Source organism: Streptomyces sp. NBC_00988 (genome assembly GCF_045162645.1).
Classification (GTDB): Bacteria; Actinomycetota; Actinomycetes; order Streptomycetales; family Streptomycetaceae; genus Streptomyces.
Genome location: NZ_CP108730.1, coordinates 3,041,664 through 3,060,958 on the forward strand (window position 1 = coordinate 3,041,664; position 19,295 = coordinate 3,060,958).

Here is a 19,295-nt window from a genome sequence, read left to right on the forward strand (position 1 = left end):
GGGAGCGACCATGCTGACCGTCAGCGGCCTGCGCAAACGATGGGGCCCCGTCCAGGCCCTGGACGGCTTCGACCTCCACATCGAGCCCGGCGAGATCTGCGGCCTGATCGGCCACAACGGCGCCGGCAAGACCACCTTCGCGCGCATAGTCGCCGGCCTGGAGCGCCCAGACACGGGCACAGTCCACGCAGCCGGACTGAACCTCACCACCGCCCCACGCTCCACCCGCCACCTGATCGGCCTGGCCCCCCAGGAACTGGCCCTCTACCCGACCGCCACCCTCCGCCAGAACCTGCGCCTCTACGGCGGCCTCGCCGGCCTGCCCCGCACCGAACTCCGCGCCGAACTGGCCGCCGTAGCCGAGGAGTTGCTCCTCACCGACGTACTCGACCACCCGATCGCGACACTCTCCGGCGGCCAGCAGCGCCGCGCCCAGGCAGCCACGGTCCTCCTCCCCCGCCCCCGCGTCCTGCTGCTCGACGAACCCACCGTCGGCGCCGACCCCACCACCCGCGAAGCGCTGCTACGACTCGTCAGGACCCGCGCCGACGAAGGCGCCGCGATCTGCTACACCACGCACTACCTACCGGAGTTGGAGCACCTGGACGCCACGCTCGCGGTCGCCGCGTCCGGCCGGGTGATCGCCCGCGGCAACCGCGCCGACCTCCTGGACGGCCTGCCCGGCGAGGTCACCGTGACGTTCACCGGCGCCGTACCGGAGCACCTGGCACAGACCTCAACTACCCCTGGGGAACTACGTTTCAGCACCCCAGTCCCGGCACAGGAACTGGCCCGAATCCTCCGGGACTTGGGCCCCGACACCACCCGAGTCCGCTCGGCCACGATCCGCGAACCCTCACTGGACGACCTCTACCGCAGCCTGGCCACCGGCCAACTCCCCACGGAGACCCACGATGCGGCCTGAACTCACGTCGACCACGGCCCGCCGCACCTGGGTCATGACCCGCCACACCCTCGTCCTGCTCGTCCGGGACCCCGGAACCCCGCTCGCCTACACCGTCATGTCCCTGGTGCTGCTGACCGTGCTCCACCCGGTGTACGACCGCCTGGCCGCCACCCCCGGCACACCGGGCATCGTGCAGGCCGCTCCGGGCATCGCGGTGATGTTCACCCTGCTCGCCCTGGACGTGGCAGGCCAACTCCTGCTCTCCGAACGCACCTGGCACACCTGGGACCGCCTGCGCTCCGGCCCGGCGTCCCCCACGACGATCCTGGCGGGCAAAGCCGCCCCCCTGATCACACTCTTCCTGATCCAGCAGGCCATCCTCTTCCTCTTCGCGACGGCAGCCTTCAACTTCCCCCTCGCCGCAGGCACCTGGCGCCTCCCCCTGCTGGCCCTCCTCTGGGCGGCCTGCGTCACCTCCTGCGGCCTGGCACTCGGCGTCCACGCCCGCACCCAGGGCCAGTTGGCCGCCGCCTCCGACATCGGCGCCCTCACGATCACCTGCCTCAGCAGCTGCCTGGTCCCCCTCACCGTCCTCCCCCACTGGGTCTCCACGGTGGCCCCCGCGACCCCGGGCTACTGGGCCCTCCACGGCTTCCAGGCAGCCGTGACCGGCAACACCCAGGCCTACGCACACTCGACGGCGGTCGTCGCAGCCATCACAGCGGCAGCACTCCTCGTCTCGACCCGCGGCATCCGCCGCTGACCCTGGTGTGAAACACCGAGGCCCGGCTCCCCCCAAGGGGAAACCGGGCCTCGCAGAGCCTGACGACGACGCGGAACCTACAGCCCCGCGGCCTTGCGCAGCGCGTCCACGCGGTCGGTGCGCTCCCACGTGAAGTCGGGGATCTCGCGGCCGAAGTGGCCGTAGGCCGCGGTCTGGGCGTAGATCGGGCGCAGCAGGTCCAGGTCGCGGATGATGGCGGCCGGACGCAGGTCGAAGACCTCGTCGATCGCCTTCTCGATCCGGTCCGTGTCGACCTTCTCCGTACCGAACGTCTCGACGAACAGACCCACCGGCTCGGCCTTGCCGATCGCGTACGCGACCTGTACCTCGCAGCGCGAGGCGAGGCCCGCGGCGACGACGTTCTTGGCGACCCAGCGCATCGCGTACGCCGCCGAACGGTCCACCTTGGACGGGTCCTTGCCCGAGAACGCGCCACCACCGTGGCGGGCCATGCCGCCGTACGTGTCGATGATGATCTTGCGGCCGGTCAGACCCGCGTCACCCATCGGGCCGCCGATCTCGAAGCGGCCGGTGGGGTTCACGAGGAGGCGGTAGCCGTCGGTGTCGAGCTTGATGCCCTCTTCCACGAGCGCCTTCAGCTCGGCCTCGACCACGAACTCGCGGATGTCGGGGGCGAGCAGCGACTCCAGGTCGATGTCGCTCGCGTGCTGCGAGGAGACGACCACGGTGTCGAGGCGGACGGCCTTGTCGCCGTCGTACTCGATGGTGACCTGGGTCTTGCCGTCGGGGCGCAGGTACGGGATCGTCCCGTTCTTGCGGACCTCCGAGAGGCGCTTCGCCAGGCGGTGCGCCAGGAAGATCGGGAGGGGCATCAGCGTCGGCGTCTCGTCCGTCGCGTAGCCGAACATCAGACCCTGGTCGCCCGCGCCCTGCTTGTCGAGCTCGTCCTCGTCGCCCTCGACACGGTTCTCGTACGCCGTGTCGACACCCTGCGCGATGTCCGGGGACTGCGCGCCGATGGACACCGACACGCCGCAGGAGGCGCCGTCGAAGCCCTTCTTGGAGGAGTCGTAGCCGATCTCCAGGATCTTGTCGCGGACGAGCTGCGCGATGGGCGCGTAGGTCTTGGTGGTGACCTCGCCGGCCACGTGCACCAGGCCGGTGGTGATCAGCGTCTCGACGGCGACCCGGGACGTCGGGTCCTCCCGCAGAAGCGCGTCGAGAATGGTGTCGCTGATCTGGTCAGCGATCTTGTCGGGGTGACCTTCGGTCACGGACTCCGAGGTGAAAAGGCGACGGGACACAACGCTCCCTGAGGTTGCAGCGGCTGCTGGCTGATCATTGGCGGACGGACGGGAGCTGCGCCCGACATCGTCCGAGAACAGTTTATCGGTCGCGGTCGACAGACGGTCCACCTGTCTCGCCTCTCGGGAAACGCTGTGACCTGCGGCACGCGCATTTTGCCGAATGCCGAGTGCCGTTGGCCAGAGCCGCCACGCACCAATGTCAGGTTTCGGCGAACTGACAGACGACTGACAGATGGCTGAAACAATTCAGGCGAGACGGTGTGCGACCAGGTCCCACACGGTCTCGGCCAGGGCTTCCTTCGGACCGTACGGAACGGCGGTCTCGCTTCCGTCGGCGCCCAGCACAACCGCCTCGTTCTCCTCGGAACCGAACGTCTTGCGCTCCCCCACCTCGTTCACCACCAGGAGATCGCACCCTTTACGGGCCAGTTTGGTACGGCCGTTGGCGAGGACGTCGTCCGTCTCAGCGGCGAACCCGACGACCACCTGGCCGGGTCGGGCCCGGTCGGCGGAGATCTCCGCGAGGATGTCCGGATTCCGTACCAGGACGATCGGGTCGGGTTCCTTGTCGTCCTTCTTCTTGATCTTCCCGGTCGCGTACTCCGCCGGTCGGAAGTCCGCGACGGCCGCGGCCATGACGACCGCGTCCGCGTCCGCGGCGGCCTTCAGCACCGCTTCCCGCAGCTGTACGGCGGTCCCGACCGGGGCGACGTCGACGCCCGCCGGGTCCGGCAGCCCCGTGTTCGCCGCGATCAGTGTGACCCGGGCGCCCCGGGCGGCGGCGGTGCGCGCGAGGGCGTAACCCTGCTTGCCGGAGGAGCGGTTGCCGAGGAAGCGGACCGGGTCGAGGGGCTCGCGGGTGCCGCCGGCGCTGACGACGACGTGGCGGCCCTTGAGGTCGGGCTCGGTGACGCCCCGCGCGAGCACCCGGCGGCAGACCTCGAAGATCTCGGTGGGGTCGGGCAGCCGGCCCTTGCCGGTGTCGACGCCGGTCAGCCGTCCGACGGCGGGCTCGATCACGACGGCGCCGCGGCGGCGCAGTGTCGCCACGTTCTCCTGGGTGGCCGGGTTTTCCCACATCTCCGTGTGCATGGCGGGCGCGAAGACGACCGGACAGCGGGCGGTGAGAAGGGTGTTGGTGAGGAGGTCGTCGGCCAGGCCGTGGGCCGCCTTCGCCAGCATGTCGGCCGTCGCCGGCGCCACGATCACCAGGTCGGCGCTCTGGCCGATGCGCACGTGCGGGACCTCGTGGACGTCGTCCCACACCTCGGTCGAGACGGGGTGCCCGGAGAGCGCGGACCAGGTGGCCGCGCCGACGAAGTGCAGGGCGGACGCGGTGGGGACGACCCGGACGTCATGACCCGACTCCGTCAGTCTGCGCAGCAGCTCACAGGCCTTGTACGCGGCGATGCCACCGCTGACCCCCAGAACGACCTTGGGCTTGTCCACCGTCTCTCCCCGAGCTCGGAAACCTGCGTGCGACTCGTACGACTCGTGCGATCTGTACGACTCCATGACACACCACAGGCCCGACAGTCGCTGCCGGGCCTGTGGATAAAGCTGCTGCGTCTCAGGTCGCGGGGCCCTCGACGGCCTCGGAGGTCAGCAGACCCGCGTTGATCTCGCGCAGGGCGATGGAGAGCGGCTTCTCGTGGACGTGGGTGTCGACGAGCGGACCGACGTACTCCAGGAGGCCCTCGCCGAGCTGCGAGTAGTACGCGTTGATCTGACGGGCACGCTTGGCGGCGTAGATCACGAGGCTGTACTTCGAATCGGTGGCCTCAAGAAGCTCGTCGATCGGAGGGTTGATGATGCCCTCGGGAGCGGTGATGGAAGAGGACACGCTCTGCCTTCCGAAAGATGGGATGAGATCGGAAAAACGATCACACAACTTCCATCAAGGCTAGCAGCTCGCGCGCTACGTCCTCGACGGAGGTGTTGACCAGGGTCGCGTCGAACTCGGACTCCGCCGCGAGCTCGATCTTGGCCGCGTCCAGGCGGCGCTCGATCACCTCGGGCGACTCGGTGCCCCGTCCGGTGAGCCTGCGCACCAGCTCCTCCCAGGAGGGAGGAGCCAGGAACACCAAGTGCGCCTCGGACATGGACTCGCGGACCTGCCGGGCGCCCTGGAGATCGATCTCCAAGAGGACCGGCACGCCGGACTCCAGGTGCTCCAGCACAGCCGTACGCGGCGTGCCGTAGCGGTTGCCCGCGAATTCGGCCCACTCCAGAAGCTCGCCGTTGGCGATCAGCTTGTCCATCTCCTCGTCGGAGACGAAGAAGTAGTGGACGCCGTGCTTCTCGCCGGGGCGGGGCCTGCGGGTCGTCGCCGACACCGAGAGCCACACCTCGGGGTGTTCCTTGCGCATATGGGCGACGACCGTGCTCTTGCCGACCCCAGAGGGGCCGGAGAGCACGGTCAGCCGCGGACGTACGTCCGGGGGCTCGGGGGTCGTCCCCCGGAATGTTGCAGCCATGCAGCGATTATTCCAGCAATCCCGGTGTGCCCGGGACTCCCGGTCCGGAGTGCCCGGACTCAGGAACCAGTGCTGCCGAACTCACGCTCCAGGGAGGCGATCTGGTTGGAACCAAGGCCACGGACACGGCGGCTCTCGGAGATACCGAGTCGCTCCATGATCTGCTTGGCGCGGACCTTGCCCACGCCGGGCAGGGACTCAAGCAGGGCGGAGACCTTCATCTTGCCGATGACGTCGTTCTCCTGGCCCTGCTTGATGACGTCATGCAGGGAGGCGCCGGAGTGCTTGAGTCGATTCTTGACCTCGGCCCGCTCCCGGCGAGCCGCGGCGGCCTTTTCGAGCGCGGCTGCGCGCTGTTCAGGGGTAAGGGGCGGAAGAGCCACGCCTACGTCACCTCGGATGTCGAACTGTCGGATACGGACCGGTGAGGAACCTAGTCGCCCCACACCTGGGGAGCTACGAGCAACACGCTTGCCCGTTGACTCTGCTCGGAGACTAGCGGCCAGGGACGCCAGAGTCAGCGAGAACAGAGGAAAAGTCCTGGTCAGCCTGCGCCAGGCCGGACATTTCCGACATAACGCCCCTGATTTGAGGATGTATTCAGACTCAAGTCGCTCCGGAGTCGCCCGTCGAGCCACTCATCGGAGGACTCGATCGACCCGTTCGAACACCTCAGACGGTCGCAAAGGCGACGCGGATCTCCTCCGAGAAGCGTTCCGAGGCTGCCTGAAGCGCTCCGACATCGGGACCGTGACGTAGAACACTCCGGCTCACGTTCGGGACGACGTTGCGCAGCAGCTTCCCGAACACCCCGGGAAGATCGGCCGGAGTGGCCCCCTGAGCGCCAACGCCGGGCGCGAGAAGCGGACCGTTGATGTCGAGGTCGTACGACGACAGGTCGCCCAGCGTGGCGCCGACGACCGCCCCGAAGGAGCCCAGGGGCTTCTCCCCCGCATTCTCGACGGTCAGGTGGGCCAGCATGGTCGCTCCGACGTTCCGGCCGTCCGCGCGGACCGCGTGCTGCACCTCGCCGCCCCCCGGGTTCGAGGTAAGCGCGAGCACGAAGAGCCCGGCGCCGCTCTCGCGGGCCAGCGCGATCGCCGGGGCGAGCGAGCCGTAGCCGAGATAGGGCGAGACGGTCAGCGCGTCGGAGAACAGCGGGGCGTCCTTCCGGAGGAAGGACTCGGCGTACGCGGCCATGGTCGAGTCGATGTCGCCGCGCTTGGCGTCCATCACGACCAGCGCGCCGGCCGCCCGCGCCTCCTCGACGGACTTCTCCAGGACGGCGATCCCGCGCGAACCGAAGCGCTCGAAGAAGGCGCTCTGCGGCTTGAGGACGGCGACCCGGTCGGCCAGCGCCTCGACGACCGTGCGGCTGAACCGCTCCAGTCCTGCGACGTCGTCGTTCAGGCCCCACTCGGTGAGCAGCGAGGCATGGGGGTCGATGCCGACGCAGAGCGGGCCGCGCTCGTCCATGGCCGTGCGAAGGCGTGCACCGAAGGGTTCGAGAGGGCTCATACCGGCTTCCTTACGTCGGCGCCGACCGCGTCGGCGAGGGTGGCGTACGGGCTCGAGCGCAGGCGTGCGGCGAGGCCCTTGTGGATGGCGCGGCCCCAGAAGGGCCCTTCGTAGATGAAGGCGCTGTAGCCCTGCACGAGCGTGGCGCCGGCGAGGATGCGCTGCCAGGCGTCCTCGGCGTCCTCGATGCCGCCGACGCCCACGAGGGTGATGCGGTCGCCCACGCGCGCGTAGAGGCGGCGCAGTACCTCCAGGGAACGTGACTTCAGGGGCGCTCCCGACAGTCCGCCGGTCTCCTTGACGAGTTCAGGTTCGGATTTCAAACCGAGGCCCTCGCGCGCGATGGTGGTGTTCGTGGCGATGATCCCGTCCAGGCCGAGTTCCACGGCGAGGTCGGCGACCGCGTCCACGTCCTCGTCTGCGAGGTCCGGGGCGATCTTCACCAGGAGCGGGACGCGGCGGTCGGTCACCGCGCGGTCGGCGGCTTCGCGGACGGCGGTCAGCAGCGGGCGCAGCGCCTCGGTCGCCTGGAGGTTGCGCAGCCCGGGCGTGTTGGGCGACGACACGTTGACGACGAGATAGTCGGCGTGCCGGGCGAGCCGCTCGGTCGACTTCACGTAGTCGCCGACGGCCTCCTCCTCGGGTACGACCTTGGTCTTGCCGATGTTGACGCCCACGACGGTCCTGAAGACCGCCTCACGAGCCGCCAGGCGGGCCGCCACGGCCGCGGAACCCTCGTTGTTGAAGCCCATGCGGTTGATCAGCGCGCGGTCCTGCACGAGGCGGAACAGCCGCTTCTTGGGGTTGCCTGGCTGCGGCTCCCCCGTGACCGTGCCGATCTCGACGTGGTCGAAGCCGAGCATCGACATGCCGTCGATCGCGACCGCGTTCTTGTCGAAGCCGGCGGCGAGCCCGAACGGGCCGTGCATGCGCAGCCCGAAGGCCTCCGTCCGCAGCTCCTCGAACCGGGGCGCGAGGGCGGCCGCGACGAACGTCCGCAGCACGGGGATGCGGACGGCGAGCCGGATCCAGCGGAAGGCGAGGTGGTGGGCCTGCTCCGGGTCCATCCGTTTGAAGACCAGACGGAAGAAAAGCTTGTACATCTCAGTGTCCTCACGAGAAGGGGGACACCGTTTCCGGTGTCCCCCTCAGGGCTGCTAGTCGCGGGCCGCGGTCAGGTGTTCTGCGTGTTCCTGGAGTGAACGCACGCCCACGTCACCGTGGTTGAGGGCGTCGATGCCCTGGACGGCGGCGGCGAGCGCCTGGACCGTCGTCAGGCACGGCACGGACCGCGCCACGGCCGCCGTACGGATCTCGTAGCCGTCGAGGCGGCCGCCGGTGCCGTAGGGCGTGTTGACGATGAGGTCGACCTCGCCGTCGTGGATGAGCTGGACGATGGTCTTCTCGCCGTTCGGGCCGACGCCCTCGGACTGCTTGCGGACGACCGTCGCGTTGAGGCCGTTGCGCTTGAGGACCTCGGCGGTGCCGGAGGTGGCGAGCAACTCGAAGCCGTGGGCGACCAGTTCCCGTGCCGGGAAGATCATCGACCGCTTGTCGCGGTTGGCGACCGAGATGAACGCGCGGCCCTTGGTGGGCAGCGGGCCGTAGGCGCCCGCCTGGGACTTGGCGTACGCCGTGCCGAAAACGGAGTCGATGCCCATGACCTCGCCGGTGGAGCGCATCTCCGGGCCCAGCACCGTGTCGACGCCCCGCCCGTGGATGTCGCGGAAGCGCGACCACGGCATGACGGCCTCCTTGACGGAGATCGGTGCGTCCAGCGGGAGTTCGCCGCCGTCGCCGTGGGCCGGGAGCAGCCCCTCGGCGCGCAGTTCGGCGACGGTCGCGCCCAGCGAGATGCGGGCGGCGGCCTTCGCGAGCGGTACCGCGGTCGCCTTCGAGGTGAAGGGGACCGTACGGGACGCGCGCGGGTTGGCCTCAAGGACGTAGAGGATGTCGCCGGCCATCGCGAACTGGATGTTGATCAGTCCGCGTACCCCAACACCCTTGGCGATGGCTTCGGTTGAAGCCCGCAGGCGCTTGATGTCGAAGCCGCCCAGGGTGATCGGCGGCAGGGCGCAGGCCGAGTCGCCGGAGTGGATGCCGGCCTCCTCGATGTGCTCCATGACGCCGCCGAGGTACAACTCGTGGCCGTCGTAGAGCGCGTCGACGTCGATCTCGATGGCGTCGTCGAGGAAGCGGTCGACCAGGACCGGCCGCGAGGGGCTGATCTCGGTGGACTCGGCGATGTACGACTCCAGGCGGGTCTCGTCGTAGACGATCTCCATGCCGCGTCCGCCGAGGACGTAGGAGGGTCGGACGAGGACCGGGTAGCCGATCTCGTCGGCGATGGCCTTGGCGCCCACGAAGGTCGTCGCGGTGCCGTGCTTGGGGGCGGGGAGGCCCGCCTCCGCGAGCACCTGGCCGAAGGCACCGCGGTCCTCGGCGGCGTGGATCGCCTCGGGCGGGGTGCCGACGATCGGGACGCCGTTGTCCTTGAGGGCCTGGGCGAGACCGAGCGGGGTCTGGCCGCCGAGCTGCACGATGACGCCCGCGACCGGACCGGCCAGGGACTCCGCGTGGACGATCTCCAGCACGTCTTCGAGCGTGAGCGGCTCGAAGTACAGGCGGTCGGAGGTGTCGTAGTCCGTGGAGACGGTCTCGGGGTTGCAGTTGACCATCACGGTCTCGTAGCCGGCGTCGCTGAGCGCGAAGGAGGCGTGGACGCAGGAGTAGTCGAACTCGATGCCCTGGCCGATGCGGTTGGGGCCCGACCCCAGGATGATGACCGCGGGCTTCTCGCGCGGGGCGACCTCGTTCTCCTCGTCGTAGGACGAGTAGAAGTACGGCGTCTTCGCGGCGAACTCGGCGGCGCAGGTGTCGACCGTCTTGTAGACCGGGCGGATGCCGAGCGCGTGCCGGACCTCGCGGACGACGTCCTCGCGCAGGCCGCGGATCTCGCCGATCTGCTGGTCGGAGAAGCCGTGCCGCTTGGCCTCGGCGAGCAGCTCCGGGTCCAGCTTGTCGGCGGCGGCCAGCTCGTCGGCGATCTCCTTGATGAGGAAGAGCTGGTCGACGAACCAGGGGTCGATCTTCGTGTACTCGAAGACCTCCTCCTGGGTGGCGCCCGCGCGGATGGCCTGCATGACGGTGTTGATCCGGCCGTCGGTGGGCCGTACGGCCTCCTCCAGCAACTGGAGCTTGTCGCCGGGCTCGCCGACGAACGTGAACTGGCTGCCCTTCTTCTCCAGGGAGCGCAGTGCCTTCTGGAAGGCCTCGGTGAAGTTGCGGCCGATGGCCATGGCCTCGCCGACCGACTTCATGGTGGTCGTCAGGGTCGAGTCGGCCGACGGGAACTTCTCGAAGGCGAAACGCGGGGCCTTCACGACCACGTAGTCGAGGGTCGGCTCGAAGGAGGCCGGGGTTTCGCGCGTGATGTCGTTCGGGATCTCGTCGAGCGTGTAGCCGACGGCCAGCTTGGCGGCGATCTTGGCGATCGGGAAGCCGGTCGCCTTGGAGGCGAGGGCCGAGGAGCGGGACACGCGCGGGTTCATCTCGATGACGATGACGCGGCCATCGACCGGGTCGATCGCGAACTGGATGTTGCAGCCGCCGGTGTCGACGCCGACCTCGCGGATGATCGCGATGCCCACGTCGCGCAGCACCTGGTACTCGCGGTCGGTCAGCGTCATCGCCGGGGCGACGGTGATCGAGTCGCCGGTGTGCACGCCCATGGGGTCGAAGTTCTCGATGGAGCAGACGACAACCACGTTGTCGTTCTTGTCGCGCATCAGCTCCAGCTCGTACTCCTTCCAGCCGAGGATGGACTCCTCCAGGAGGACCTCGGTGGTGGGAGACAGGGTCAGGCCCTGGCCCGCGATGCGGCGCAGCTCCTCCTCGTCGTGCGCGAAGCCGGAGCCCGCGCCGCCCATGGTGAAGGAGGGGCGGACGACGACCGGGTAGCCGCCGAGCGTCTCGACGCCCCCGATCACGTCGTCCATGGTGTGGCAGATCACCGAGCGGGCGGACTCGCCGTGGCCGATCTTCTGGCGGACGGCCTCGACGACGCCCTTGAAGAGGTCGCGGTCCTCGCCCTTGTTGATGGCCTCGACGTTGGCGCCGATGAGCTCGACGCCGTACTTCTCCAGGGTGCCCGCCTCATGCAGCGAGATGGCGGTGTTGAGCGCCGTCTGGCCGCCCAGGGTGGGCAGGAGGGCGTCGGGGCGCTCCTTGGCGATGATCTTCTCGACGAAGTCCGGGGTGATCGGCTCGACGTAGGTGGCGTCGGCGATCTCCGGGTCGGTCATGATCGTCGCCGGGTTGGAGTTGACCAGGATGACGCGGAGGCCCTCGGCGCGCAGGATGCGGCAGGCCTGGGTGCCGGAGTAGTCGAACTCGGCGGCCTGGCCGATGACGATCGGGCCGGAGCCGATGACCAGGACGGACTGGATATCGGTGCGCTTAGGCACGCTGGCCCTCCATCAAAGACGTGAAGCGGTCGAACAGGTAGGCGGCGTCGTGCGGGCCGGCCGCCGCCTCGGGGTGGTACTGAACGCTGAACGCCGGCCGGTCGAACAGCCGCAGCCCCTCGACGACCTGGTCGTTCAGGCAGACGTGCGAGACCTCGGCGCGCCCGTACGGCGTGTCGGAGACCTTGTCCAGGGGCGCGTCGACGGCGAAGCCGTGGTTGTGCGCGGTGACCTCGACCTTGCCGGTCGTACGGTCCTGCACGGGCTGGTTGATGCCCCGGTGGCCGTACTTCAGCTTGTACGTGCCGAAGCCGAGCGCGCGGCCGAGGATCTGGTTGCCGAAGCAGATGCCGAAGAGCGGGGTACCGCGCTCCAGGACGGCCTGCATGACGGCGACCGGGTGGTCGGCGGTGGCCGGGTCACCGGGGCCGTTGGAGAAGAACACCCCGTCGGGCTCTACGGCGTAGACGTCCTCGACGGTCGCGGTGGCCGGGAGCACGTGCACCTCGATGCCACGCTCGGCCATGCGGTGCGGGGTCATGCCCTTGATGCCGAGGTCGACGGCGGCGACGGTGAACTTCTTCTCACCGATCGCGGGGACGACGTACGTCTCCTTGGTGGCGACCTCGGCGGAGAGGTCGGCGCCCTTCATCTCGGGAGCCTGGCGCACCTCGGCGAGCATGGTGCCGTCGTCGGGCAGCGCGTTGCCGGAGAAGATGCCGACGCGCATGGCGCCGCGCTCGCGCAGATGGCGGGTCAACGCGCGCGTGTCGATGCCGGAGATCCCGACGACGCCCTGGTTGCGCAGTTCCTCGTCCAGGGAGCGGCGGGAGCGCCAGTTGGACGGCACGCGCGCGGGGTCGCGCACCACGTAACCGGCGACCCAGATGCGCTGCGACTCGGGGTCCTCGTCGTTCACCCCGGTATTGCCGATGTGCGGGGCGGTCATCACGACGACCTGGCGGTGGTACGACGGGTCGGTCAGGGTCTCCTGGTAGCCGGTCATGCCGGTGGAGAACACGGCCTCGCCGAAGGTCACCCCCACGGACCCGTAGGCGCGGCCGCGGAAGATCCGGCCGTCCTCCAGGACGAGTACGGCGGGAACCTTGGCGGCTCCCCTGGTGGAGGTGGTCATCGTGCGCCTTCCGTGTCGGTCGTTTCGAGGCTCTTGTTGATCATGCTGTTCAGGGTGTCGACCCACTCCGTGTGCTCGGCCGCGTGGTCGGAGCGGAACCCGGAGTCGATCAGCCGGTCGCCGTGCGCCCACGTCACGACCAGCAGCCCGCCCTCGCTGAGGACCTTCCCCGCGATGCCCTTGCCGAGCAGGGCCTCGCGCAGCGCCCCGGCCGGGATGAAGAAGTCGGTGGCTCCCGGTCGTACGACATCCAGGCCTGCCTCCGTCAGCGTCAGCTCGACCCGGCTGCGGGTGCCCAGGCCGTGCGCCACGATGCGGTCGAGCCACTGCCCTGCGGTGGTGGAGCCGTGGTAGCGGCCGCTCATCGTCAGTCTCACCTCGCCGGGCTCTTCCGGCGACGTGGGCAGCTCGGGGACGTCGCCCTGGAGTGTGCCGCGCCACTTCCAGCCCTCGCGCATCAGCCAGTAGACGAGCGCGATGAAGAGGGCGAGGCCGACGAGCCAGCCGATACGGGCGGCCCAGTCGGTCACCGGGGCGGACTTCTCCCCGGCCGCGAGGTGGGTCAGTTCCAGAGGTGTCACGTGAGCTTCCCGTCGACGAGCGTGGCCTTGCCCCGGAGCCAGGTGTGCGTCACACGGCCCGGCAGCTCACGCCCCTCGTACGGGGTGTTGCGACTGCGCGAAGCGAAGCCCGCGGGGTCCACCGACCCACGGTATTCCGTGTCGACGAGCGTGAGGTTGGCGGGCTCACCAGCCGAGACGGGACGCCCATGGCCTACCGCCCGCCCGATCTCTGCGGGCTTGGCGGACATGCGCTCGGCGACCCCGGTCCAGGTGAGGAGCCCGGTGTCCACCATGGTCTCCTGCACCACTGACAACGCGGTCTCCAGGCCGACCATCCCCATGGCGGCGGCGGCCCACTCGCAGTCCTTGTCCTCGTGCGGGTGCGGGGCGTGGTCGGTGGCGACGATGTCGATCGTGCCGTCGGCGAGGGCCTCGCGCAGGGCCAGCACATCGCGCTCGGTGCGCAGCGGCGGGTTGACCTTGAAGACGGGGTTGTAGGAGCGCGCCAGCTCATCCGTGAGGAGGAGGTGGTGCGGGGTGACCTCGGCGGTCACGTCGATGCCCCGGGACTTGGCCCAGCGGACGATCTCGACGGACCCGGCGGTCGACAGGTGGCAGATGTGGACGCGGGAACCGACGTGCTCGGCGAGCAGGACATCCCGCGCGATGATCGATTCTTCGGCCACCGCCGGCCAGCCCCCGAGCCCGAGTTCGGCGGAGACGACGCCCTCGTTCATCTGGGCGCCCTCGGTCAGCCGGGGCTCCTGGGCGTGCTGGGCGACGACTCCGCCGAAGGCCTTCACGTACTCCAGCGCGCGGCGCATGATCACCGCGTCGTCGACGCACTTGCCGTCGTCGGAGAAGACGGTGACCCCTGCGGCCGACTCGTGCATGGCGCCCAGTTCGGCGAGCTTCTTGCCCTCCAGGCCGACGGTGACGGCGCCGATGGGCTGCACGTCGCAGTACCCGTGCTCCTGGCCGAGCCGGTAGACCTGCTCGACGACACCGGCGGTGTCGGCGACCGGGAAGGTGTTGGCCATGGCGAACACGGCCGTGTAGCCACCGCTCGCGGCTGCGCGGGTACCGGTCAGGACGGTCTCGGAGTCCTCGCGGCCGGGCTCGCGCAGGTGGGTGTGCAGGTCGACGAGACCGGGGAGGAGGACCTTCCCGTCGGCCTCGACGACCTCGGCGCCCTCGGCGCTCAGGCCGACGCCCACCTCACTGATCGACTCCCCGTCGATCAGCACGTCCTGCGGCTCGCCGCCGAGCACCTTCGCACCACGGATCAGGATCTTGCTCATGTGACTTACTTCTCCTCGATACGGGCGTGGCTGACGGCGGGTTCGTTGCCGCCCAGAAGCAGGTAGAGCACGGCCATCCGGATGGACACTCCGTTTGCGACCTGCTCGACGACGGTGCAGCGGTCCGAGTCGGCGACCTCGGCGGTGATCTCCATGCCCCGGACCATCGGCCCCGGGTGCATCACGATCGCGTGCTCGGGCATCTTCGCCATCCGCTCGCCGTCGAGGCCGTAGCGCCGCGAGTACTCGCGCTCGGTCGGGAAGAAGGCCGCGTTCATGCGCTCGCGCTGCACGCGCAGCAGCATCACCGCGTCGGACTTGGAGAGCGTGCTGTCGAGGTCGTACGAGACCTCGCAGGGCCAGGCCTCGACGCCGACCGGCACCAGGGTGGGCGGGGCGACGAGGGTGACCTCGGCGCCGAGGGTGTGCAGCAGGTCGACGTTGGAGCGGGCGACCCGGCTGTGCAGGATGTCGCCGACGAGCGTGATCCGCTTGCCCTCCAGGTCCTGCCCGATCCCGGCGTCCCGGCCGACGAGCCGGCGCCGCATGGTGAACGCGTCCAGCAGGGCCTGCGTCGGGTGCTGGTGGGTGCCGTCACCGGCGTTGATGACGGCCGCGTCGATCCACCCGGAGGTGGCGAGCCGGTACGGCGCTCCGGAGGCACCGTGCCGGATGACGACCGCGTCGACGCCCATGGCCTCCAGGGTCTGCGCGGTGTCCTTGAGGGACTCGCCCTTGGAGACGCTCGACCCCTTGGCGGTGAAGTTGATGACGTCGGCGGAGAGGCGCTTCTCTGCGGCTTCGAAGGAGATACGCGTGCGCGTGGAGTCCTCGAAGAAGAGGTTGACGACGGTACGGCCGCGCAGGGTCGGCAGTTTCTTGATCGGCCGGTCGGCGACCCTGGCCATCTCCTCGGCGGTGTCGAGGATCAGGACGGCGTCGTCGCGGGAGAGGTCGGCGGCCGAGATGAGATGACGCTGCATCTGTCAGGCTCCGTAAGGCAGTTCAGGTATGAGGAGAATCCGGGCGTGCGGTGGCGCGGCGTGCCACAAGGGCACGGCGTCCGACCGCTACGGGGTCTGCTTGACGCCGAGCAGCACGGTGTCGCGACCGTCCTCCTCGGCGAGCTGGACCTTGACCGTCTCCCGCAGCGACGTGGGGAGGTTCTTGCCGACGTAGTCGGCGCGGATGGGCAGTTCGCGGTGGCCTCTGTCGACCAGGACCGCGAGCTGCACCGCGCGGGGGCGCCCGATGTCGTTCAGGGCGTCGAGGGCGGCGCGGATGGTGCGGCCGGAGAAGAGCACGTCGTCGACGAGGACGACCAGGCGGCCGTCGATGCCGTCACCGGGGATGTCGGTGCGGGCCAGCGCGCGGGGCGGGTGCATGCGCAGGTCGTCGCGGTACATGGTGATGTCGAGGGAGCCGACCGGGATCTTGCGGTCGGTGATCTCTTCGAGCTTGACGGCGAGCCGCTGGGCGAGGAAGACGCCCCGGGTCGGGATGCCGAGGAGCACCACGTCGTCGGCGCCCTTGGCGCGCTCGACGATCTCGTGGGCGATGCGGGTCAGGACCCGCGCGATGTCGGGGGCTTCGAGAACCGGCCGGGCATCGGACTCGTACTGCTGGGTGTCCATAAGAAACGGACCTCCTTCTCCGCCTCACGGGACGGACGTTAAAGGACGTCGGATTTGCGCCATCCACGGTAGCAGGCCGGGGCGACACCCCTGATCACCCCTATGGAGTAATCGGACACCGGTACCACGGAAGACCCGGTGCGGACCATTCGGCTTGACGCAGCAGCGTAACGCTGCGTAACCTCACAGTGAGTTACCAGCCGCGCGGCGCGGAAACACTGCAGCCGCGTCGACACAGTGTCCGGGAGCTATATGTCCAGCGAATACGCCAAACAGCTCGGGGCCAAGCTCCGGGCCATCCGCACCCAGCAGGGCCTTTCCCTCCACGGTGTCGAGGAGAAGTCACAGGGCCGCTGGAAGGCGGTCGTGGTCGGGTCGTACGAGCGCGGCGACCGTGCCGTCACCGTGCAGCGCCTCGCCGAGTTGGCTGACTTCTACGGGGTTCCGGTGCAGGAGCTGCTGCCGGGCACCACGCCGGGCGGGGCCGCCGAGCCGCCGCCGAAGCTGGTCCTCGACCTGGAGCGGCTGGCCCACGTGCCCGCCGAGAAGGCCGGCCCGCTGCAGCGCTACGCGGCGACGATCCAGTCCCAGCGCGGTGACTACAACGGCAAGGTGCTCTCGATCCGCCAGGACGACCTGCGCACACTCGCCGTCATCTACGACCAGTCGCCCTCGGTCCTCACCGAGCAGCTCATCAGCTGGGGCGTCCTGGACGCGGACGCGCGTCGCGCGGTCTCCCACGAGGAGAACTGAGCCGCTCCCGCCGAGCCGCTTCCCGTCTCAGCAGAAACGTGCCGCCGGGGTGGCCGGAACTTCACCGTTCCGGTCACCCCGGCGGCTTTCTGCGGGCCTCAGGAGCCCCATGCGTACGGGAACGCCCTCATGCCCACGGGAACGCCGGAGGGCCCGCAGCGGTCGTGCTGCGGGCCCTCCGGCGTTTCGCTCGCGTATCGCTCTCGCGTACTGCTTACGCCTCGTCGCGGCGCAGCGAGGGCTTCAGGTCCTTGAAACGGCCCAGCAGGCCGTTCACGAACGAGGGCGACTCGTCCGTGGAGAACTCCTTCGCCAGCTGCACCATCTCGTCGAGGACGACGGCGTCCGGGGTCTCGTCGGCCCAGATCAGCTCGTAGGCGCCGAGGCGCAGGATGTTGCGGTCCACCACGGGCATGCGGTCGAGCGTCCAGCCGACCGAGTACTGCGCGATCAGCTCGTCGATGCGGCGCGCGTGCTGCGCGTACCCCTCGACCAGCTCCATCGTGTACTCGCTGACCGGGGGCTGCCGGGTGTCGTCCCGGGAGAGCCGGATCCAGTCCGCGAGGACCGTGGTGACGCCGACTCCGCGCTGGTCGCCCTCGAAGAGGATCTGGAAGGCGCGCTTGCGGGCCGTATTGCGGGCAGCCACGGTTAGCTGTTCACCCGGCCGAGGTAGTCGCTGGAGCGGGTGTCGACCTTGATCTTCTCACCGGTGGTGATGAAGAGCGGGACCTGGATCTGGTAGCCGGTCTCCAGGGTGGCGGGCTTGGTGCCACCGGTGGAGCGGTCGCCCTGGACGCCGGGCTCGGTCTCCTGGATGACGAGCTCGACGGCGGCCGGCAGCTCGACGAAGAGCACCTCGCCCTCGTGCTGCGCGACCGTGGCGGTGAAGCCCTCGATCAGGAAGTTGGCGGCGTCGCCGACGGCCTTGCGGTCGACCATGAGCTGGTCGTAGGTCTCCATGTCCATGAAGACGAAGTACTCGCCGTCCATGTACGAGAACTGCATGTCGCGCTTGTCGACAGTGGCCGTCTCGACCTTGACGCCGGCGTTGAACGTCTTGTCGACGACCTTGCCGGAGAGCACGTTCTTGAGCTTGGTGCGCACGAAGGCAGGGCCCTTGCCGGGCTTGACGTGCTGGAACTCGACGACGGACCAGAGCTGGCCCCCGTCGAGCTTGAGCACCAGGCCGTTCTTGAGGTCGTTCGTGGAAGCCACGGTTGCGGAATCTCCTGGACTGACGTGGACGACCACGGGACACGCGCACAGCTCGGAAAAGCTAGAGCGCGAGCAGCTCCTTGGTCGTGATGGTGAGTAGCTCGGGTCCGCCGTCCGCCTCAGGGCGTACGACGAGCGTGTCATCGATCCGGACACCGCCCCGGCCCGGGAGGTGAACCCCCGGTTCGACGGTGACCGGCACGCAAGCGTCCAGTTTACCCATGGCCGCGGGGGCCAGCTGCGGCTCCTCGTCGATTTCGAGCCCGACCCCGTGACCGGTGAGGGGTGCGAGGCCCTCTGAACAACCCGCGGAGTCCAGCACCTGGCGGGCCGCGCGGTCCACATCCCGGTAGGCGGCGCCGGGGGTCAGGGACTCCCGCGCGGCCCTCTGGGCGGCGAAGACGAGGTCGTACAGCTCGATCTGCCAGTCGGCGGGAGAGGTACCGATGACGAACGTACGGCCGATCTCACAGCGGTATCCGCGATACGTGGCGCCGAGGCAGACAGAAAGGAAATCTCCCTCCTCGACCCGGCGGTCGGTCGGCCGGTGGCCGCGTCTGCCCGAGTGCGGACCGGTGGCGACGGAGGTCGCGAAGGCCGGGCCGTCCGCTCCGTGGTCGACGAGCCGTCGCTCCAGTTCGAGGGCGAGATGGCGTTCTGTGCGGCCGACGAGGATCGACTCCAGCAGCTCTCCGAGGGCCTGGTCGGCGATCTCGGCGGCGATTCTCAGACAGGAGATCTCCTCCTCGTCCTTGACGACCCGGAGTTGCTCGACCGCGCCGCCGATGTCGGTGAGGCGGAGCGTGGGGGCGACCGAGCGGAGGGCTCGGTGGCGGGCCACGGTGAGGTGATGTTCCTCTACGGCCATGGATTCGGCGCCGTGCGCCGCCGCGAGGTCCGCGGCGGATACGGCGGGGTCGCCATCGGTGCCGGGGAGTGTGTGGATGCGCAGGGTCTCGTCGGGGCGGCCCTCCGCGGGGCGTTCGTCCAGCGGACCCGTGCAGACCAGCGTGTCGTCGCGCTTGCCGAGCAGCAGGACGGTGCCCTGCGGGGCCGGGCCGGCCAGGTAGCGCACGTTGGCTGGGCGGGTGACCAGGGTGGACTGGCTGCCGACGGCTTGGGCTCGTTCCCTCAGCCTGGCTCGGCGGGCTGCGTAGACCTCTGACATGAGATGAGCGTAGGAGCGGTGGCTGGATTGTGCTGGTTGGGAGAGTGCCGTTCGGGGGACGGGGCATGCGTTTCGGCTGCGGGCCTGTGGGGGCTGGTCGCGC

The 19,295-nt window shown here is 69.4% G+C and carries 19 protein-coding genes; 3 read left to right on the forward strand and 16 right to left on the reverse strand.

Translation table 11 applies throughout. The features are described 5' to 3' along the window. Positions 1 to 10: 10 nt before the first annotated feature. On the forward strand, positions 11 to 925 hold the full coding sequence (locus tag OG496_RS13760) for an ABC transporter ATP-binding protein (RefSeq protein WP_405971069.1): 915 nt from the start codon (positions 11 to 13) through the stop codon (positions 923 to 925). Continuing rightward, on the forward strand, positions 915 to 1,670 hold the full coding sequence (locus OG496_RS13765; RefSeq protein WP_405971070.1) for an ABC transporter permease: 756 nt from the start codon (positions 915 to 917) through the stop codon (positions 1,668 to 1,670). Before OG496_RS13760 ends, OG496_RS13765 begins: the two co-directional genes overlap by 11 nt. A 77-nt stretch (positions 1,671 to 1,747) precedes the next feature. On the opposite strand, the gene metK is transcribed toward OG496_RS13765, so the two are convergent. The 13 genes from metK to pyrR form a co-directional block, all read right to left on the reverse strand. Next, complete coding sequence (gene metK, locus OG496_RS13770) at positions 1,748 to 2,956, reverse strand: methionine adenosyltransferase (protein ID WP_405971071.1); 1,209 nt, start codon at positions 2,954 to 2,956, stop codon at positions 1,748 to 1,750. 249 nt (positions 2,957 to 3,205) lie between these two features. Further along, positions 3,206 to 4,408, reverse strand: a complete 1,203-nt coding sequence (gene coaBC / locus OG496_RS13775) for a bifunctional phosphopantothenoylcysteine decarboxylase/phosphopantothenate--cysteine ligase CoaBC (RefSeq protein ID WP_405971072.1) — start codon at positions 4,406 to 4,408, stop codon at positions 3,206 to 3,208. A gap of 121 nt (positions 4,409 to 4,529) precedes the next feature. Beyond that, positions 4,530 to 4,802: a DNA-directed RNA polymerase subunit omega gene (gene rpoZ, locus OG496_RS13780; protein ID WP_019059732.1), complete on the reverse strand. Its 273-nt coding sequence runs from the start codon at positions 4,800 to 4,802 to the stop codon at positions 4,530 to 4,532. A gap of 40 nt (positions 4,803 to 4,842) precedes the next feature. Beyond that, complete coding sequence (gene gmk, locus OG496_RS13785) at positions 4,843 to 5,436, reverse strand: guanylate kinase (RefSeq protein WP_405971073.1); 594 nt, start codon at positions 5,434 to 5,436, stop codon at positions 4,843 to 4,845. Positions 5,437 to 5,495: 59 nt separating this feature from the next. Next, positions 5,496 to 5,819 (reverse strand): integration host factor, encoded by a 324-nt coding sequence (locus OG496_RS13790; protein WP_019059734.1) that lies wholly within the window; start codon positions 5,817 to 5,819, stop codon positions 5,496 to 5,498. Positions 5,820 to 6,108: 289 nt separating this feature from the next. Further along, a complete protein-coding gene (gene pyrF / locus OG496_RS13795) occupies positions 6,109 to 6,954 on the reverse strand; it encodes an orotidine-5'-phosphate decarboxylase (protein WP_399396240.1) in 846 nt (281 codons plus the stop codon). Further along, positions 6,951 to 8,057: a quinone-dependent dihydroorotate dehydrogenase gene (locus tag OG496_RS13800; protein ID WP_405971074.1), complete on the reverse strand. Its 1,107-nt coding sequence runs from the start codon at positions 8,055 to 8,057 to the stop codon at positions 6,951 to 6,953. Before OG496_RS13800 ends, pyrF begins: the two co-directional genes overlap by 4 nt. 54 nt (positions 8,058 to 8,111) lie before the next feature. Then, complete coding sequence (carB, locus tag OG496_RS13805) at positions 8,112 to 11,420, reverse strand: carbamoyl-phosphate synthase large subunit (protein ID WP_405971075.1); 3,309 nt, start codon at positions 11,418 to 11,420, stop codon at positions 8,112 to 8,114. Further along, a complete protein-coding gene (gene carA / locus OG496_RS13810) occupies positions 11,413 to 12,555 on the reverse strand; it encodes a glutamine-hydrolyzing carbamoyl-phosphate synthase small subunit (RefSeq protein WP_405971076.1) in 1,143 nt (380 codons plus the stop codon). The genes carB and carA overlap by 8 nt, the downstream gene beginning before the upstream one ends. Further along, on the reverse strand, positions 12,552 to 13,136 hold the full coding sequence (locus OG496_RS13815) for a hypothetical protein (protein ID WP_366495486.1): 585 nt from the start codon (positions 13,134 to 13,136) through the stop codon (positions 12,552 to 12,554). Before OG496_RS13815 ends, carA begins: the two co-directional genes overlap by 4 nt. Next, a complete protein-coding gene (locus OG496_RS13820; RefSeq protein ID WP_405971077.1) occupies positions 13,133 to 14,419 on the reverse strand; it encodes a dihydroorotase in 1,287 nt (428 codons plus the stop codon). The genes OG496_RS13815 and OG496_RS13820 overlap by 4 nt, the downstream gene beginning before the upstream one ends. A gap of 5 nt (positions 14,420 to 14,424) precedes the next feature. Then, on the reverse strand, positions 14,425 to 15,402 hold the full coding sequence (locus OG496_RS13825) for an aspartate carbamoyltransferase catalytic subunit (RefSeq protein ID WP_366495488.1): 978 nt from the start codon (positions 15,400 to 15,402) through the stop codon (positions 14,425 to 14,427). An 87-nt stretch (positions 15,403 to 15,489) separates the two neighbouring features. Beyond that, positions 15,490 to 16,053: a bifunctional pyr operon transcriptional regulator/uracil phosphoribosyltransferase PyrR gene (gene pyrR / locus OG496_RS13830; RefSeq protein ID WP_019059742.1), complete on the reverse strand. Its 564-nt coding sequence runs from the start codon at positions 16,051 to 16,053 to the stop codon at positions 15,490 to 15,492. Positions 16,054 to 16,305: 252 nt separating this feature from the next. Here pyrR and bldD point away from each other — a divergent pair, with 252 nt between their 5' ends. After that, the gene (gene bldD / locus OG496_RS13835) at positions 16,306 to 16,806 is read left to right on the forward strand and encodes a transcriptional regulator BldD (RefSeq protein WP_019059743.1); all 501 of its coding nucleotides are present in this window, start codon (positions 16,306 to 16,308) and stop codon (positions 16,804 to 16,806) included. 214 nt (positions 16,807 to 17,020) lie between these two features. Here the strand turns inward: bldD and nusB are convergent, their stop codons facing one another. From nusB to OG496_RS13850, 3 genes are all read right to left on the reverse strand, one after another. Further along, a complete protein-coding gene (gene nusB, locus OG496_RS13840; protein WP_043683949.1) occupies positions 17,021 to 17,455 on the reverse strand; it encodes a transcription antitermination factor NusB in 435 nt (144 codons plus the stop codon). A gap of 2 nt (positions 17,456 to 17,457) precedes the next feature. Next, positions 17,458 to 18,024, reverse strand: coding sequence for an elongation factor P (efp, locus tag OG496_RS13845; protein ID WP_019059745.1), 567 nt, complete (start codon positions 18,022 to 18,024; stop codon positions 17,458 to 17,460). 61 nt (positions 18,025 to 18,085) lie between these two features. Further along, positions 18,086 to 19,192: an aminopeptidase P family protein gene (locus OG496_RS13850; RefSeq protein WP_405971078.1), complete on the reverse strand. Its 1,107-nt coding sequence runs from the start codon at positions 19,190 to 19,192 to the stop codon at positions 18,086 to 18,088. Positions 19,193 to 19,295 lie beyond the last annotated feature (103 nt).